Here is a 15598-nt window from a genome sequence, read left to right as displayed (position 1 = left end):
AGATTTGATAGAGACGTTATTATGTTACCCGTTCTCGCCTCCTTGAGTGGTCATCGTGTCCCGACTTTTTTCTGTTTTTGTAGCTTTTGTTGCCAGTTTTCTGCTGATCGGCTCGGCTCAGGCCGAGGTCAAAGTCCTCACCAGCATCAAGCCGTTGCAGTTGATTGCCGCTGCCGTGCAGGACGGCGTGGCGATTCCCGAGGTGCTGCTGCCGCCAGGTGCCTCGCCGCATAATTACGCGCTGCGCCCATCCGACGTACGGAAAGTGCAGTCAGTCGATCTGCTTTACTGGATCGGTCCGGACATGGAGGGCTTCCTGCCGCGCGTGCTCAGCGGTCGCACCTTGCCGAGCATCGCCGTGCAGGATCTGCCAGGGCTCAAACTGCGTCATTTCGGCGAGGACAACCACTCTCACGCCGAAGAGGCCGACGAGGCCGACGAACATGATCACGACCATCGCCCCGGCTCGCTGGACGCGCACTTGTGGCTGTCACCGATCAACGCTCGGGTGATTGCCGACAGGATGGCCGCCGACCTGAGCGCCGCCGACCCGGCCAACGCCGAGCGCTATCAGCGCAATGCCAAGGCTTTCGATGAGCGCCTGGATGCGCTGGATCAGCGTTTGAAGAAGCGCCTGGCCAACGTTGAAGGCAAGCCGTACTTCGTTTTCCACGAAGCCTTCGACTACTTTGAAGACGCTTATGGGTTGAACCACGCCGGGGTATTCGCCGTGGCCGCCGAGGTGCAGCCAGGGGCGCAGCACGTCGCGGCGATGCGCAAGCGCTTGCAGGAAGTGGGCAAGACGTGTGTATTCAGCGAACCGCCGTTGCGCCCGCGTTTGGCGGAAACGCTGGTGGCCGGTTTGCCGGTGAAACTGGCCGAGCTGGATGCGTTGGGTGGCTATACACCGGCGACGGCTCAGGGTTATGAGCAGGTGCTGGAGAAACTCGGCAACGATCTGGCCGGGTGCCTGGAGTCGCTGTAATCCCAGCATCGGCGTTGACCCATTCGCGAGCAAGCCCGCTCCCACATTGGATTTGTGAACGACACAGACCTAATGTGGGAGCGGGCTTGCTCGCGAAGCTTTTAAAGGGCGAAGGGCAACGGTGTATCGACCCTCTGCCGTTGCGCCAACCGCTGTTCGAATTCCCTCGGATCGTGAATCAACACGTCCTGCCCGGCGAACTGCTCAGCCGCGATCAAGCGTGACAGCCAGAACCGCACACACGCGACGCGCAACATCGTCGGCCACAACTCAGCCTCCGCCGCCGTAAACGGCCGCAGCGCCGCGTAAGCTCCGAGGAACGCCCGCGCGCGCGGGCCATCGATCACGCCCTCCTCATCCGAGCACCAGTCGTTCAAGGCGATCGCCACGTCATACAGCATCGGCCCCGAGCAAGCGTTGTAGAAGTCGATCAGCCCGGTCAGGTGCGTGCCTTCAAACATTGCGTTGTCACGGAACAGATCGGCGTGAATATTGGCCCGTGGCAGCGCGAGAATCCTGTCCTTTTGTGCGGTAATTTCATCCAAAGCCTTTTGCAGCAAGGCCTGCGGCTCATCGCTCAGGTGTGACAGGAACTCGCCACCCTCCTCCAGCATCCAGTCCAGGCCACGATCGGTCTTGCGCTTGATCATGCGCTCGCCCTGGGTCGCCAGGTGCAGGTGCGCCTGCAATTCACCGACCTGCGCGCAATGCTGGGCATTGGCGATCTTGATGTGTTTGCCGGACAGCCGCGGCTGCAGCAGCGCCGGTTTGCCTTTGAGTTCACGCAGCGCCACGCCGTCAGTGGTGCGCAGGGCGTAAGGCACCGGCAGATCGGCTTGGTGCAGCACGTCGAGCAGGTCGATGAAGAACGGCATCTCCTGCACCGGGCCGCGTTCGACCAGTGTCAGGACAAATTCGCCCTGCTCCAGGCTGATAAAGAAATTGGTGTTTTCGCTGCCGGCGGCGATCCCCTGGAAATCAAGCAGGCGGCCGAGCCCGTAAGGGGCGAGAAAGGTTTCCAGCTCGGGCCGAGCCAGGGGAGTGAACACAGACATGTCTTAACTGCCAGTACGGGCGCCGCAACATGCGGCGCCGAGTGAATTAAAAACTTACTTCCATTCGAAAATCTTCCATGACGGGATCAGCATATCCGGCTGATCCGAGCGGATGAAGTTGGCATCCGTCCCATCGGCGCGCACCAGAAAGTACGGCGGCGCGCCCTTGGGCGTGACTTTGATCGCATACAGGAAACCGTTCTGGCGGTACTCCTGAATGGTCTTGTCGCCTTCCGTGCGGATGGTGACCTCGGGGTCGCCGCCCGGCGCATCATCCGCCGCCATCGCGGCCAGTGGTGAGACAGCGATCAACCCGACCAGCAGCAAGCGATTTAACGTACGCATGATAACCTTGTCCCTTTGTCGTCAACGGTCCCGCTATTCTAGCGCCGGACCCGCCGAAAAGGTTGATCCTGCTCATGAGCCAAGCCCCCCTCGTCCTGGTGGACGGTTCGTCTTACCTGTACCGCGCCTTTCACGCGCTGCCACCGCTGACCACGTCCAAAGGCCTGCCGACCGGCGCGGTCAAAGGTGTGTTGAACATGCTCAAGAGTCTGCGCAAGCAGTACCCGGACAGCCCGTTTGCCGTGGTGTTCGACGCCAAGGGCGGGACGTTTCGCGATGAGATGTACGCCGAATACAAAGCCAACCGCCCGAGCATGCCCGATGACATGCGTGTGCAGATCGAGCCGCTGCACCAGAGCGTGATCGCCCTCGGCTTCCCGCTGCTGTGCGTGGACGGCGTCGAGGCCGACGACGTGATCGGCACCCTCGCCCGCAGCAGCGCGGCGGCGGATCGCCCGGTGATCATCTCCACCGGCGACAAGGACATGGCGCAACTGGTCGACGGCCACATTACCTTGGTCAACACCATGTCCGGTAGCTCGATGGATGTGGAGGGCGTGAAGGAGAAATTCGGCGTCGCACCGGAGCAGATCATCGATTATCTGGCGCTGATGGGCGATTCCTCCGACAACATTCCGGGCGTGCCGGGCATTGGCCCGAAGACCGCATCCGGCCTGCTGGTTGGCGTCAATGGTGGTCTGACCGAGCTGTACGCCAACCTCGACATCGTGCCGAGCCTGCCGATTCGCGGCGCTAAAACCCTGCCGGCCAAGCTCGAAGAGCACAAAGAGATGGCTTTCCTCTCCTATCAACTGGCAACCATCAAAATCGACGTGCCGCTGGACATCGGTCTCGATGATTTGCAGATGGGTCCGGAAGATCCGGCCAAACTCTACGAGCTGTACTCCCTGCTGGAATTCAAGAGCTGGTTGAACGACCTTGATCGTGACGCCAAGCGCCTGGAACTGAGCGCGGCTGCCGAGCCTGCGCCGGCCGCCGATCTGTTCAGCACGCCAGAAGCCGAAGCGCCTGCCCCCGCTCAAGCCGCGTACGAAACCATCCTCGATCAGGCACGCTTCGACGCCTGGCTGGAAAAACTGCGTAACGCCAGACTCTTCGCCTTCGACACCGAAACCACCGGCATCGACGCACAGCAGGCGCAACTGGTCGGTCTGTCGTTCGCCGTGCAGGCCAACGAAGCCGCCTACATCCCGCTGACCCACTCCTACATTGGTGTGCCTGAGCAACTGGATCGCGACACCGTGCTGCGCGCGCTCAAACCGATTCTCGAAGACCGGAACAAACTCAAGGTCGGCCAGCACGCCAAGTTCGACATGAATATTCTGGCCAACTGCGCCATCGGCGGCGATCAGAACGACGGCATCACCGTGCGCGGCATCGCCTTCGATACGATGCTTGAATCCTATGTGCTCAACTCCACCGCGACCCGTCACGACATGGACAGCCTCGCGCAGAAATACCTCGACCACACCACGGTGAGTTTCCAGGACATCGCCGGCAAAGGCGCCAAGCAGCTCACGTTCGACCAGATAGCCCTGGAACAGGCCGGGCCGTATGCCGCCGAAGACGCCGATATCACCCTGCGTCTGCACCAGACCCTGTTTGACAAGCTCAGCGCCATCCCGAGCCTGGCCAGCGTGCTGACCGACATCGAGATTCCGCTGGTGCCGGTGCTGGCTCGTATTGAACGCCAGGGCGCGCTCGTCGATGCCGAACTGCTGGGCATCCAGAGCATCGAGCTGGGCAACAAGATGGTCGCGCTGGAGCGTGAAGCGTTCGAGATCGCCGGAGAAGAATTCAACCTCGGCTCGCCCAAGCAACTGGGGGTGATTCTCTACGAAAAGCTCGGCCTGCCGGTGCTGAAGAAAACCGCCAAGGGCCAGCCATCCACCGCCGAAGAAGTGCTGGCGAAGCTTGCCGAGGACGATCACCGCTTGCCGAAGGTGCTGATGGAGCACCGCTCGATGAGCAAGTTGAAAAGCACCTACACCGACCGCCTGCCGGAGCAGATCAACCCGCGCACCGGGCGCATCCACACCTCGTATCATCAAGCCGTCGCCTCGACCGGGCGCCTGTCCTCCAGCGATCCGAACCTGCAGAACATTCCGGTGCGCACCGCTGAAGGCCGACGTATTCGTCAGGCTTTCATCGCCCCCAAGGGCTACAAACTGCTGGCGGCGGACTATTCGCAGATCGAACTGCGGATCATGGCGCATCTGTCCAAAGACGAAGGTTTGATGAACGCCTTCCGCCACAACCTCGACGTGCACACCGCCACCGCGGCGGAAGTGTTCAAGGTCGAGCTCGACCAAGTGACCTCCGACCAGCGCCGCAGCGCCAAGGCGATCAACTTCGGGCTGATCTACGGCATGGGTGCGCAGAAGCTCGGCAAGGACATCGGCGTCGACACCAAGACCGCCAAGGCTTACATCGACACTTATTTCGCCCGTTATCCGGGGGTTCGCGAGTACATGGACCGCACCCGCGCGCAAGCGGCGGATCAGGGTTACGTCGAGACGTTCTTCGGTCGCCGCCTGTACTTGCCGGAGATCAATTCGAACAAGCCACAGGAACGCGCCGCTGCTGAACGCACAGCGATCAATGCGCCGATGCAGGGCACGGCGGCCGACATCATCAAGAAAGCCATGGTGGCTGTGGATAACTGGCTGGCGACCTCCGGGCTGGATGCCCGGGTGATCCTGCAGGTCCACGATGAACTGGTACTGGAGGTTCGCGAAGATCTGGTCGAGCAGGTCAGTGCCGAAATCCGCGTGCACATGAGCGAGGCGGCGAAGCTGGATGTGCCGTTGCTGGTCGAAGTGGGCGTGGGCAACAACTGGGATGAGGCTCACTAAGCCCTTTGAGGCCCCTGTTGCCGCGACATCGCGGCGCGGCAACCGGGGTAAAATCAGCTTAGTCCGAAACGCGCTTGAACTTATTCCAAAGCTTTTCGAAAAAAATCTGAACTAATCTGCCAACCGAACACTCAGAGGTACTGAATGGCTGGTGAAGCCCTTCGATGCTCCTATGTTGTGTTAAGTGTTGGCAGATATCTGAACCCCGCCCTAGCGGTTCGGAACTTGAACCCCGGAATTCTCCCTCCCCAATGAATCCCGGGGCTTTTTTTGCCAAAAATTTGTCTGTAGCGCGCTCATGCTGCGTTGAAAGCACAGCTCAAATGCTCATTTAGATCCCCTAAACTCCGCTTTTCACTGTGCTTTCGCCTTGCCTGAGCACACTACAAACAAATTTCCATATCCCGATTTACTCGGCTGCCGCCTCGGCGCCTTTGTCTGCCAGTTCCATCCAGTTGGCCAATACGGTGTAGGCCTCTTCCAGGCCCATGCGTTTTGGCGCGGAGAACAGCTGGATGGTGATCGAGTCGCCCCAGCCTTTGCGGATTTCCGACTGTACTTTCAGCAGCGTATTTTTTGCGGCGCCATAGGTCAGCTTGTCAGCCTTGGTCAGCAGGATGTGCATCGGCATGCCGGCAGCCACGGCCCAATCGAGCATCAGCAGGTCGAAGTCGGTCATTGGATGGCGGATGTCCATCATCAGAATCAGACCTTTCAAACTCTCGCGGCCACCAAGGTAAGCCTCGAGGTGACGCTGCCAGTGCATCTTCAGTGGGATCGGTACTTTTGCGTAACCGTAGCCCGGCAGGTCGACCAGACGCCGATCATCGTCTAGCTTGAAGAAGTTCAACAGCTGTGTGCGACCCGGGGTTTTCGAGGTACGCGCCAGGCTGGCATGCGTCAGGGTGTTCAATGCGCTCGACTTGCCGGCGTTGGAACGACCGGCGAAAGCCACTTCGAAGCCTTCGTCGTCAGGGCATTGATCGACTTTGGCGGCACTGAGCATGAACGTGGACTGTTGGCACAGGCCGAGGATGGGATTCTTGAGTTGCATGGGATTTCCGATGTGGGCGGCGCCGGGATTGGGCGCGGAACGCGGTGTCGCTTCCGTTTCAGTGACGCCAGTATATAATGCCGCAGATTTTGTGTGTGCTTTGTCCCAGCGAAGGATGAAGTTCACGAGAGCGACAGACTTTGATTGCGCATTAGAACGCAGAACGCTCTCAACCCTGAAAAGGTCGTTTTATGACGAAATGGCTGCTGGCTGCCGGAGTCTTGATGCCGCTTTACAGCGCACAGGCTACACAGGATCCGGAAGCTGTGTACAACCGTGTTTGTGGTGCCTGTCATTCCGGCCAACTACCCATGGCGCCCGAAAGAGGCGATCAGGAAGTTTGGACGCCGAGGTTGGCGAAAGGTATGGGGACGCTGGTGCAACACGTGACCCAGGGTTTCAAGGCGATGCCGCCGCGTGGTTTGTGCATGGACTGCAGTGCCGAGGATTACCAGGCCATCATCCTGTGGATGAGCGAGAGTAAACCCGGTCCATAACTTAACCCTTAGCCGTAGTTGGATTAGCTGATGAACAAATTGATCGTGAGTCTGCTGTTGACCGTGGGAATTTCAGGCTTCGCCCATGCTGCCGGCGATGCCGCAGCAGGCCAGGCGAAAGCCGCCGTTTGCGGGGCCTGCCATGGCCCGGACGGCAACAGCATGGCACCAAACTTTCCGAAACTGGCGGGTCAGGGTGAACGCTATCTGAACAAGCAACTGCACGACATCAAGTCGGGCAAGCGCGTCGTTCTGGAAATGACCGGCCTGCTGACCAACCTGAACGATCAGGATCTGGCCGACATGTCCGCCTGGTTCGCCAGCCAGAAAGGCAGCGTCGGCGCCGCCGATCCGAAGATCGTCGCACGCGGTGAAGCGTTGTTTCGTGGCGGCAACCTGGAAAAAGGCCTGCCAGCCTGCACCGGCTGCCACTCGCCGAATGGTGCCGGCAACGCCGCCGCCGGGTTCCCGCACCTGGGTGGCCAGCACGCTCAATACATCGCCAAACAACTGACCGACTTCCGCAAGGAAGAGGCCGGACGCAGCAACGATGGCGACGCGATGACCATGCGCACCATCGCACGCAAGCTGAGCGATGAAGACATCGCTGCCGTTTCCAGTTATATCCAGGGCCTGCACTAAGGCCTTGATTCGAGTGTTGAACGCGGCGCGCAACGCCTGCCACGTTAACGCTCGATTAATCCTTCGCAGCAAGTATAAAAAGGGTGGCTTTGGCCGCCCTTTTTTGTGGCCGCTGCCGTTACACTACAGCACTCATGCCCGCCAGGATCTGTCCCGAACAACCCGCGCGAGGCGACCCAAATTGTCCAGGAGTAAAGCATGCGTAATCTGATCATCAGCGCCGCCCTCGTCGCTGCCAGCCTGTTCGGCGTGACCGCCCAGGCCGCTGAAGCCCCTGCCGCCCCTTATGTTGAACTGGCTAACCCGGTCCCGGTTGCGGTGCCTGGCAAAATCGAAGTGGTCGAGCTGTTCTGGTACGGCTGCCCGCATTGCTACGCCTTTGAACCAGTGATCAATCCGTGGGTCGAGAAACTGCCTTCGGACGTTAACTTCGTGCGTATCCCAGCCATGTTCGGCGGCCCGTGGGACGCTCACGGCCAGATGTTCCTGACTCTGGAAGCCATGGGTGTCGAGCACAAGGTTCACAACGCCGTGTTCAACGCCATTCAGAAAGAACACAAAAAGCTTACCGACAAAAACGACATGGCTGACTTCCTCGCCACTCAGGGCGTGGACAAGGACAAGTTCCTCGCCACCTTCGACTCGTTCGCCATCAAGGGCCAGATCGTCAAGGCTCGCGAGCTCGCCAAGAAGTATGAAATCACTGGCGTGCCAACCATGATCGTCAACGGTAAGTACCGCTTCGACATCGGCTCCGTCGGCGGCGCCGAACAAGCGCTGAAGCTGGCCGACCAACTGGTCGCCAAAGAGCGTGCCGCCACCAAGGCCGCTGCCAACTAAGCGCGGCAACCGCCATGCGCCGCTGGAAGTCCGAACGCATCGTTGGCCTGCATGATCCGCAGGTCAACGAGCATCACCTGGCATCTACGGGCTTGCCCGCGGATCAGCGTCTGCGCCTGCTCAGCTTCAACATCCAGGTCGGCATCAGCACCGAGCGCTATCGGCATTACCTGACCCGCAGTTGGCAGCATCTGCTGCCGCACACCGGGCGCTCGGGCAATCTGCAGAAGATCGGCGACCTGCTCGGCGACTTCGATCTCGTCGCCCTGCAGGAAGCCGATGGCGGTAGCCTGCGTTCAGGCTACGTCAATCAGGTCGAACACCTGGCCCACCTGGGCGCCTTCCCCTACTGGTATCAACAACTCAATCGCAACCTCGGGCGACTGGCCCAGCACAGCAATGGCGTGCTCAGCCGTCTGAAGCCGTGGGCAATTGAAGATCACCCGCTGCCCGGTCCGAAAGGTCGCGGCGCGATCCTGCTGCGTTTCGGCGAAGGCCCGGAAGCGTTGGTGGTGGTGATGATGCACCTGGCCCTCGGAGCGCGGACGCGCAGCCTGCAACTGGCCTACATCCGCGATTTGATCGGTGGCTATAAACACCAGGTACTGATGGGCGACATGAACACCCATGCCAGCGATCTGCTGGAACAGTCGCCGTTACGCGATCTCGGCCTGCTGGCACCGCAGGTGGAAGCGACCTTCCCCAGCTGGCGCCCACAACGTTGCCTTGATCATATTTTGCTCAGCCCCACCCTGACCCTGGAAAAGGTCGAGGTGCTGGCCCACCCCATTTCCGATCACCTGCCGGTCGCGGTGGAAATTCGTCTGCCGGGTTCGCTCATGGCCGACGCATTGCCCGCGTTGAGCCCTGCCCCTCGCGGAACCTGTGAATGAGCGACGAAGCCCAGCGCTGGAAAGAGAAGTACCTCAAAAGCATCGAACAGCAGGACAAGCTCGAACGGCGCTGGGCCGCCCGGCTCGATCTGCTGCGACGCGGACTGGTGCGCAGTACGCTGGCGGCCGAGGGCACCGACAAAGTCGTCGATCAGTGCATGAAGGAGATGCGCGAGGTAGTACGCACCGACGACATGGACGCCGGCCTCGCCGCCCTGCTGCCACGCCTGGAAAAAGCCGTGCTCGACTCCGAGCAGCGCCGTGAAACCCGGATCGATCAGGTCAGCACCGCGCTGACGGCACTGGTCACGCAGTTGCAGTCCTTGCCGCTGCCACGCGAAGTCGCCCAGCCGTTGAAGAAGTTCGCCAAGCAACTGGACAGCCGCGTCGGTTCGGCACGGGAAATGCCACTGCTGCTCAGCGAATTGAGCGGGCTGCAAGGCAAGGCGTTGGGTCACCTGGAGACGCCAACCGAACCGGGGCGTCCGGGGCTGCTACAACGACTGTTCGGCAGCCGCGACAGCGAGGAAATGCCCGCACCGACCCCAGTCGCCGTCGCATCGACGCAGGAAGCACCTGCGGCACCAGCGCCGGTCACGGTCGAGCCACAAGCGCAATCCACGCCAGTGGCCCCGGCTTCTGGCACCGAACCGCGGGGCGTAGAACCTGCGCCTGTAGATGCGGCGACTGCGCCCGTACCCGAGGCTCACGCGGAACCGGCCGTGGTGGCCTTCGTCCCGCCAACGGTGGCCACCGACGTGGCCCCTGTGGCGATTACCGACAAAGCCGCCCTGCCGGCACTCGACGCCGCCGCCGAGCCGGCTCAAACGCCCGCCACGCCGACACCTTTCAACCCCGACGAACTGATCCATCCGGGCGATCCAGCGCCGCTGATCCTCGATAGCCTGCCGCTGCCCGAACCCATCGCCCAAGCCCTGGCCGCGATCGACCCGGAGCAATCGGAACACGACATCCTGTTCGCGCTCCCGGATTCGCCGGAGCCTTCCTACAGCTCGGTAGCCAGGCACATCGAAGAAACCTTGATCGGCCTGCTGGACGACCTGACGCTGCCCGAGCGCCATCGTCCGCAAGCCGAGGCCATGCGTGACCGCCTCCAACACGGGTTGAACTGGTACGAACTGATCCCCATCCTCGACGATCTTGCGACGTTGATGCTGGCAATCACCGACAGCGGCCAGCACGAATTCGAAGCCTATCTGCAACAACTCAACGAGCGCCTCGAAGCGTTTCAGAGCAACCTGCAGGCGGCCAGTGACGGTCATGCCGACAACAGTTCGGCAGCGCGGGCCATGGACACGCAGATTCGTGAACAAGTCGACGGTCTTCAAACCAGCGTGCAGGAAGCGGCGGACCTGGACGACCTCAAGCAAGTGCTGGAGAACCACCTCGAAGGCCTGCTCGGCACCATGGACCAGCACCAGAAGCAACGCGACGCCCGCGAGCAGGAAGTGGCGGCCCGACTCAAGGGCCTGTCCGAACGCGTGGCTCACATGGAGCAGGAAGCCCAGGGCTTTCGCGAGCATCTGGAGGAACAACGCCAGAAGGCCCTGATCGACCCGCTCACCGGTTTGCCCAACCGCGCGGCGTGGAGCGAACGCCTCGAACACGAGATCCGGCAGTGGCAACAACACGGCAACACCTTGAGCCTGGCAATGCTCGACCTCGATCATTTCAAACGGATCAACGACAGCTACGGCCATCTGGCGGGTGACAAGGTTTTAAAGATCATCGCCACGGTGCTGCGCAAACGCCTGCGCGGTTCAGACTTCATTGCCCGTTTCGGCGGCGAAGAATTTGTCTTGCTGCTGCCCGCAACGCCCCCGGCGGCGGGCGCCAAACTGCTCGAAACGTTGCGCGCGGCGATTGAAGCCTGCCCGTTTCACTTCAAAGGCGAACGGGTGACGATCACGATTTCCATGGGGCTGGCATCGTTCAGGGTCGGAGAACATAGCGATATGGTGCTGAAAAGAGCCGATCAGGCGCTGTATCGTGCAAAAAACGCCGGTCGCAACCGCGTGGAACTGAGCTAAGGCAATTGTTCCATTTTGTTTAAATCCGCTGGCTGACCGACTTCGGGCAAATCCGTACGTTACACTGTTGCATTATCGTCTTCTGCGTATTGCTCTCTGCCATGAAATCCTTAGTCCTTGTTGCCTCATTACTCGTGCTGGCCGGTTGTGCCAGCGGTCCGCGTTTCGATACCAGCCATCCTTCGGCCAATTACGACAGCCGCATCCAGTTCGTGGTCGTGCATTACACCTCCACATCGCTGGAGCGCTCGCTGCAGTTGCTGACTCACGGCGACGTCAGCAGTCATTACCTGATCGGCGATGACAAGGGGGGCACCATTTACAAGCTGATGGATGAAAACCAGCGCGCCTGGCACGCCGGCGAAAGCCAATGGCAGGGCCGCACCTGGCTGAACTCCAGCTCGATCGGCATCGAAATCGTCAATCCCGGCTTCAAGGACACCCCGACCGGACGCCTCTGGTACCCGTACAGCGAAGCGCAGATTCAATCGTTGATCGTTCTGCTCAAGGACATCAGCCAGCGCAACGGCATCAGTCCTCGCCATATCATCGGTCATAGCGATATCGCGCCACTGCGCAAACTCGATCCGGGGCCGTTGTTCCCCTGGAAGCGCCTCGCGGCCGAAGGCCTTGGCCTGTGGCCCGACGAGCAAGCCGTGGCGCGCCAGCAGGCGCTGTTCAACAGCCGCGAGCTACCGGGCATCAGCTGGTTTCAGGCCCAACTGGCGCATCTGGGCTACGACACACCGCAGACCGGCGAACTGGATGTCGCCACGCGCCATGTCCTCGCCGCGTTTCAAATGCACTACCGCCCTTCGCGCTTCGACGGCACGCCGGACGCGCAAACGGCCGCGCTGTTGCTGGTACTCAACCAGACAAAATAATGACGCCCGCCCGACGGTCAGGGCGAAATTGCAATCAGCAGCTATAACTCATTGGTAAATCTTCGGATATTCCATGATGGTTGCTACCCGAGAGACACTGCGTAGCGGACTCTATCGCCCCGGCGTTCTGGCGATGATCGCGGCTGTCCTCAGTGCGGGCCTGCTCATGGCTGGCGGCACGTTCGTCGCCATGCGCCAGCTCGAATACAACGAAAGTCAGGAAATGAACGCCCAGGGCGAGCGTTTTCTCGCGCGCCTTGAACAGTTGTTCGGTCAATTGCGTGAAAGTCTCGACGATCTCGAAGCCCAGCCTCTGCGCAGTTGTGACGACGAAATGATCGCCACCCTGCAACAAGTCACCTTCAATTACCGCTTCGTCTATGAGGCGGCTTTCATGGACGCTACGCGGGTCTGTTCCAATCGCCCGCGCCAGGACGGCTTGTCGATGGTCCGCGCACCGGACATCGAGGGCCCGACCTATAGCTACTGGCTGAACACCACCACCGAACCCGATGAAAATCGTGCCGCCTTGATGCTGGGGCGTGGCAATTTCCGTGTGGCCACCTCGCGCGGCCATTTGACTGACATGGTCGATTTGTCACCCGGTAGCAGCTTGCTCGTGGTGCTTGATCACGGCACCCGGGCAATCCCGGTGCTCGGCACGGCGCTGACGTGGCCCCCCACCGCACCCTGGCCACCGCAAACCGGCGATGCGCTGCAAGTCACCCAGACCCACCTGATCTACCGCATGCCCACCGATAACCCCGAATATCAACTGATGCTGATCACACCGCGTAACGGTATGCACATTCCGCCCGGCTGGTGGTGGCTGGTGCCGGCCTGTCTGCTCGCCGGGGCGATTGTCGGGTTTCTGGTGTTGTTACTGGTGCGCCAACGTCAGTCGCTGGACGCCGAACTGCACGGCGCCATTCGCCGAGGCGAGTTGCAGGTGCTGTATCAACCGATCTTCGACCTCGACAGCCGCAATTGCGTCGGCGCCGAAGCCCTGCTGCGCTGGCGGCGCCCGGACGGCAGCCTGACCAGCCCCGACCTGTTCATACCGATGGCAGAAAATACCGGACAGATTCGCCAGATGACCGACTTCGTCCTGCAGCGCTTGCTGGAGCAACTGGGCCAACTGCTGCGGGCCAATCCGCAGCTGTACATTTCGGTGAACCTCGCGGCATGTGATGTGATGGTGCCGCGCATCGGCCAGGTGATGGCGCGGCTGCTGACGCTGCACCGCGTCGCCGCGCGGCAGATCGCCTTCGAAGTTACCGAGCGCGGCCTGATCGATGTCGTGGTGGCGCGGGAAAACCTGCAGGCCCTGCGCGATGTCGGTCATCAAGTACTGATCGACGATTTCGGCACCGGCTATTGCAGCCTCGCCTACTTGCAGACACTGCCGGTGGATTGCCTGAAGATCGATAAATCATTCATCGATGCGCTCGGCCATGACGCGGCCAGCAGCGGCGTCGCTCCGCACATCATTCACATGGCGCAGGCGCTGGACCTGAAGGTGATCGCCGAAGGCATCGAGCTGGAATCACAAGCCCGACTGCTCAGCAGCGAGGGGGTGAAATTCGGTCAGGGCTGGCTGTTCGCCCATGCACTGAGCGCGGTGCAGTTCATCGAACTGATCACCCGGGGGCGCCGGCTCGTCGGGCGCAGGATGGATGACGAAGCCTAAACCGCCAGCGCCATGTAGAACTGCGTGCCCTGCCCCGGCCGCGAATAAACGCCCATCCGCCCACCGTGCAGCTGGACGATTTCCTTGCACAGAGCCAGGCCGAGACCCGCGCCGCCCTTCTTGCGCCCGACCTGCACGAACGGCTCGAAGATCCGCCCCTGCTGGCCGTAGGGAATCCCCTCGCCGTTGTCTTCGACACTGATGATCACTCGCTCGCCGTGGCGCCGCGCCTGCAAGCGGATCTGCCCGTCGCGCGTGGTATGGCGCAAGGCATTGTCGATCAGATTGTCGAGTACCCGATCAAGCTGCGCCTGGTCGGCCTGCAAACGCGGCAACGGGCCTTGCACTTCCACTGTCAACGCAATGCCTTGCGCTGCGGCGACATCGGCAAAGCGTGATTGCGCCTGCTCCAGCAAATCGTCGATGGAACACGGCGCCAGCGTCAGCTTCTGCAGGCCGTTCTGATACCGCGAGAAGTTGAGCAAGTCATTGATCAACTGCATCAGGCGCTGCATTTCTTCGTTCACGGTATCAAGCAGGTCGGCTTCGCGAGACTCGGGGGCAAACTGCGTCCGCTCGCGGAACAGACCAAACGCCATGTGCATGCCAGTGACCGGTGTGCGCAGTTCATGGGAAGCACGCAAGACGAACTCACTGCGCACGCGCTCAAAGGCGCGTTGCTCGGTAACGTCGTGCAAGACCATCACCGCGCCGAGGATATGTCCTTGCGTGTGGCTGACCGGCGTCAGGCTGTAGGTCAGCAAGCGCGACTCGCCATCGATCTCGATATTCAAGTCTTCCGGCGCGCGCTCCAGCGTGCCGCCGCGCAACACCAGTTGCAGCTGCGCGTCGAGTTCCGGGCGCCCGAGAGCGGTCCCCAGCCCCTGCCCCAGACGATCGTCTTCCCAGCCCAACTGGCGCTGCGCCACCGGGTTGAGGTGCTCCAGATGACCCTGTCGATCGATCATCAATAAGCCGTCGTCGATACTGTCGAGCACCGCCTGCAAACGTTGCTGGCCGGCGAGCAGCTCATCCACGTTGGTTGCCTGGTGCTGGCGCAACGCCTCGGCCATCAGGCCGAAACGCCGAGATAACAGGTTCACTTCCATGGCCGATGAAATCGGCAAGGTCACATCGTAATTGCCCTGGCCGATACTGTCGGCGGCCTTGGCCAGCGCCTCGATGGGCGCACCGAAGCGTCGGGCGATGCCCTGGGCCGTCACGAAACCGATGATCAACACCGCGAGGCCCACCAGCCCGAGCAGTCCGGCGATGAGCAAGGCGCGCTCACGCGCGGCGTGTTGCACCGCGTTGATGTTGTCCAGGGCCTGCTTGTGCTCGGCGATCAAGCCACTGCGCAGAATATTGAAGCGCTCACGGAAGTCGGCACTGGCGCTGGCGTCTCTGGCCGCCTCTGCCGAGACATCGAAGGACGCGAGAAACTTGAGGTAATCGGCCTTGGCCTGCTTGAAGCCGTAGGCCAGCTCATCGCTGCCCTGTTGGGCGATACCCTGATCGAGCAACTCGAAATAATGCTGCTTGGACGCTTCAAACGCGACCGGATCGGGCTTCTGCGCGAGCATGATGATCAATTGATCGCCCAGCGTCTGCCGCAGCTTGAGGCCCAGGTCCAGGGTGATGAAATTGCTGCGCACCAACGCTTCCTGCGAACCGGCCATCTGCAACACGCTGACCAGCCCGAGCAGAAGCCCGAGCAAAGCCACCGTGATTAATGCAGAAATGCTCAGGAACAGGCGCGTGCGCAGCTTCATCGCCAGTTTCATCG

General features: G+C 61.1%; 13 protein-coding genes. 9 read left to right on the top strand and 4 right to left on the bottom strand.

The genetic code is table 11. The annotated features are described in order from the left end of the window. The first annotated feature begins 55 nt into the window (after nucleotides 1-55). Nucleotides 56-985 (top strand): zinc ABC transporter substrate-binding protein ZnuA, encoded by a 930-nt coding sequence (gene znuA, locus HU765_RS02395; RefSeq protein ID WP_186618891.1) that lies wholly within the window; start codon nucleotides 56-58, stop codon nucleotides 983-985. A gap of 101 nt (nucleotides 986-1086) precedes the next feature. Here znuA and HU765_RS02390 read toward each other — a convergent pair whose 3' ends face one another. Together HU765_RS02390 and HU765_RS02385 are read right to left on the bottom strand one after the other, a co-directional pair. Then, nucleotides 1087-2040, bottom strand: coding sequence for a homoserine kinase (locus tag HU765_RS02390; RefSeq protein ID WP_186618890.1), 954 nt, complete (start codon nucleotides 2038-2040; stop codon nucleotides 1087-1089). A gap of 54 nt (nucleotides 2041-2094) precedes the next feature. Then, nucleotides 2095-2385, bottom strand: a complete 291-nt coding sequence (locus HU765_RS02385) for a DUF2782 domain-containing protein (RefSeq protein WP_039757137.1) — start codon at nucleotides 2383-2385, stop codon at nucleotides 2095-2097. Nucleotides 2386-2459: 74 nt separating this feature from the next. Here HU765_RS02385 and polA point away from each other — a divergent pair, with 74 nt between their 5' ends. After that, nucleotides 2460-5261 carry a DNA polymerase I gene (polA, locus tag HU765_RS02380; RefSeq protein WP_186618889.1) on the top strand — a complete coding sequence of 934 codons (2802 nt, stop codon included), beginning with the start codon at nucleotides 2460-2462 and terminating at the stop codon, nucleotides 5259-5261. 409 nt (nucleotides 5262-5670) lie between these two features. On the opposite strand, the gene yihA is transcribed toward polA, so the two are convergent. Continuing rightward, a complete protein-coding gene (gene yihA / locus HU765_RS02375) occupies nucleotides 5671-6315 on the bottom strand; it encodes a ribosome biogenesis GTP-binding protein YihA/YsxC (RefSeq protein ID WP_186618888.1) in 645 nt (214 codons plus the stop codon). Nucleotides 6316-6506: 191 nt separating this feature from the next. Here yihA and HU765_RS02370 point away from each other — a divergent pair, with 191 nt between their 5' ends. The 7 genes from HU765_RS02370 (at nucleotide 6507) to HU765_RS02340 (ending at nucleotide 13812) form a co-directional block, all read left to right on the top strand. Beyond that, nucleotides 6507-6812, top strand: coding sequence for a c-type cytochrome (locus HU765_RS02370; protein ID WP_186618887.1), 306 nt, complete (start codon nucleotides 6507-6509; stop codon nucleotides 6810-6812). A 30-nt stretch (nucleotides 6813-6842) separates the two neighbouring features. Beyond that, on the top strand, nucleotides 6843-7454 hold the full coding sequence (locus tag HU765_RS02365) for a c-type cytochrome (RefSeq protein WP_186546278.1): 612 nt from the start codon (nucleotides 6843-6845) through the stop codon (nucleotides 7452-7454). Between the two features lie 198 nt (nucleotides 7455-7652). Continuing rightward, nucleotides 7653-8294 carry a thiol:disulfide interchange protein DsbA/DsbL gene (locus HU765_RS02360; RefSeq protein WP_186618886.1) on the top strand — a complete coding sequence of 214 codons (642 nt, stop codon included), beginning with the start codon at nucleotides 7653-7655 and terminating at the stop codon, nucleotides 8292-8294. A gap of 14 nt (nucleotides 8295-8308) precedes the next feature. Beyond that, nucleotides 8309-9187, top strand: coding sequence for an endonuclease/exonuclease/phosphatase family protein (locus HU765_RS02355; RefSeq protein WP_186546276.1), 879 nt, complete (start codon nucleotides 8309-8311; stop codon nucleotides 9185-9187). Then, a complete protein-coding gene (locus HU765_RS02350; RefSeq protein ID WP_186618885.1) occupies nucleotides 9184-11238 on the top strand; it encodes a diguanylate cyclase in 2055 nt (684 codons plus the stop codon). Before HU765_RS02355 ends, HU765_RS02350 begins: the two co-directional genes overlap by 4 nt. Before the next feature lie 101 nt (nucleotides 11239-11339). Beyond that, nucleotides 11340-12122 carry an N-acetylmuramoyl-L-alanine amidase gene (locus HU765_RS02345; RefSeq protein WP_186618884.1) on the top strand — a complete coding sequence of 261 codons (783 nt, stop codon included), beginning with the start codon at nucleotides 11340-11342 and terminating at the stop codon, nucleotides 12120-12122. A 73-nt stretch (nucleotides 12123-12195) separates the two neighbouring features. Further along, on the top strand, nucleotides 12196-13812 hold the full coding sequence (locus HU765_RS02340; RefSeq protein ID WP_186618883.1) for an EAL domain-containing protein: 1617 nt from the start codon (nucleotides 12196-12198) through the stop codon (nucleotides 13810-13812). On the opposite strand, the gene HU765_RS02335 is transcribed toward HU765_RS02340, so the two are convergent. Next, on the bottom strand, nucleotides 13809-15596 hold the full coding sequence (locus HU765_RS02335; protein WP_186546272.1) for an ATP-binding protein: 1788 nt from the start codon (nucleotides 15594-15596) through the stop codon (nucleotides 13809-13811). The genes HU765_RS02340 and HU765_RS02335 overlap by 4 nt on opposite strands. Nucleotides 15597-15598 lie beyond the last annotated feature (2 nt).

The organism is Pseudomonas sp. SWRI81, from assembly GCF_014268545.1.
GTDB lineage: Bacteria > Pseudomonadota > Gammaproteobacteria > Pseudomonadales > Pseudomonadaceae > Aquipseudomonas > Aquipseudomonas hamedanensis.
Note: the sequence above shows the minus strand (reverse complement) of the source record. Positions and strands in the feature narration are given on the sequence as shown.

What these genes read in the sequence shown, in the direction of transcription:
- HU765_RS02390 (WP_186618890.1), bottom strand. Translation starts at nt 2,040, where the DNA reads ATGTCTGTGTTCACTCCCCTGGCTCGGCCCGAGCTGGAAACCTTTCTC.
- HU765_RS02385 (WP_039757137.1), bottom strand. Translation starts at nt 2,385, where the DNA reads ATGCGTACGTTAAATCGCTTGCTGCTGGTCGGGTTGATCGCTGTCTCA.
- polA (WP_186618889.1), top strand. Translation starts at nt 2,460, where the DNA reads ATGAGCCAAGCCCCCCTCGTCCTGGTGGACGGTTCGTCTTACCTGTAC.
- yihA (WP_186618888.1), bottom strand. Translation starts at nt 6,315, where the DNA reads ATGCAACTCAAGAATCCCATCCTCGGCCTGTGCCAACAGTCCACGTTC.
- HU765_RS02370 (WP_186618887.1), top strand. Translation starts at nt 6,507, where the DNA reads ATGACGAAATGGCTGCTGGCTGCCGGAGTCTTGATGCCGCTTTACAGC.
- HU765_RS02365 (WP_186546278.1), top strand. Translation starts at nt 6,843, where the DNA reads ATGAACAAATTGATCGTGAGTCTGCTGTTGACCGTGGGAATTTCAGGC.
- HU765_RS02360 (WP_186618886.1), top strand. Translation starts at nt 7,653, where the DNA reads ATGCGTAATCTGATCATCAGCGCCGCCCTCGTCGCTGCCAGCCTGTTC.
- HU765_RS02355 (WP_186546276.1), top strand. Translation starts at nt 8,309, where the DNA reads ATGCGCCGCTGGAAGTCCGAACGCATCGTTGGCCTGCATGATCCGCAG.
- HU765_RS02350 (WP_186618885.1), top strand. Translation starts at nt 9,184, where the DNA reads ATGAGCGACGAAGCCCAGCGCTGGAAAGAGAAGTACCTCAAAAGCATC.
- HU765_RS02345 (WP_186618884.1), top strand. Translation starts at nt 11,340, where the DNA reads ATGAAATCCTTAGTCCTTGTTGCCTCATTACTCGTGCTGGCCGGTTGT.
- HU765_RS02340 (WP_186618883.1), top strand. Translation starts at nt 12,196, where the DNA reads ATGATGGTTGCTACCCGAGAGACACTGCGTAGCGGACTCTATCGCCCC.
- HU765_RS02335 (WP_186546272.1), bottom strand. Translation starts at nt 15,596, where the DNA reads ATGAAACTGGCGATGAAGCTGCGCACGCGCCTGTTCCTGAGCATTTCT.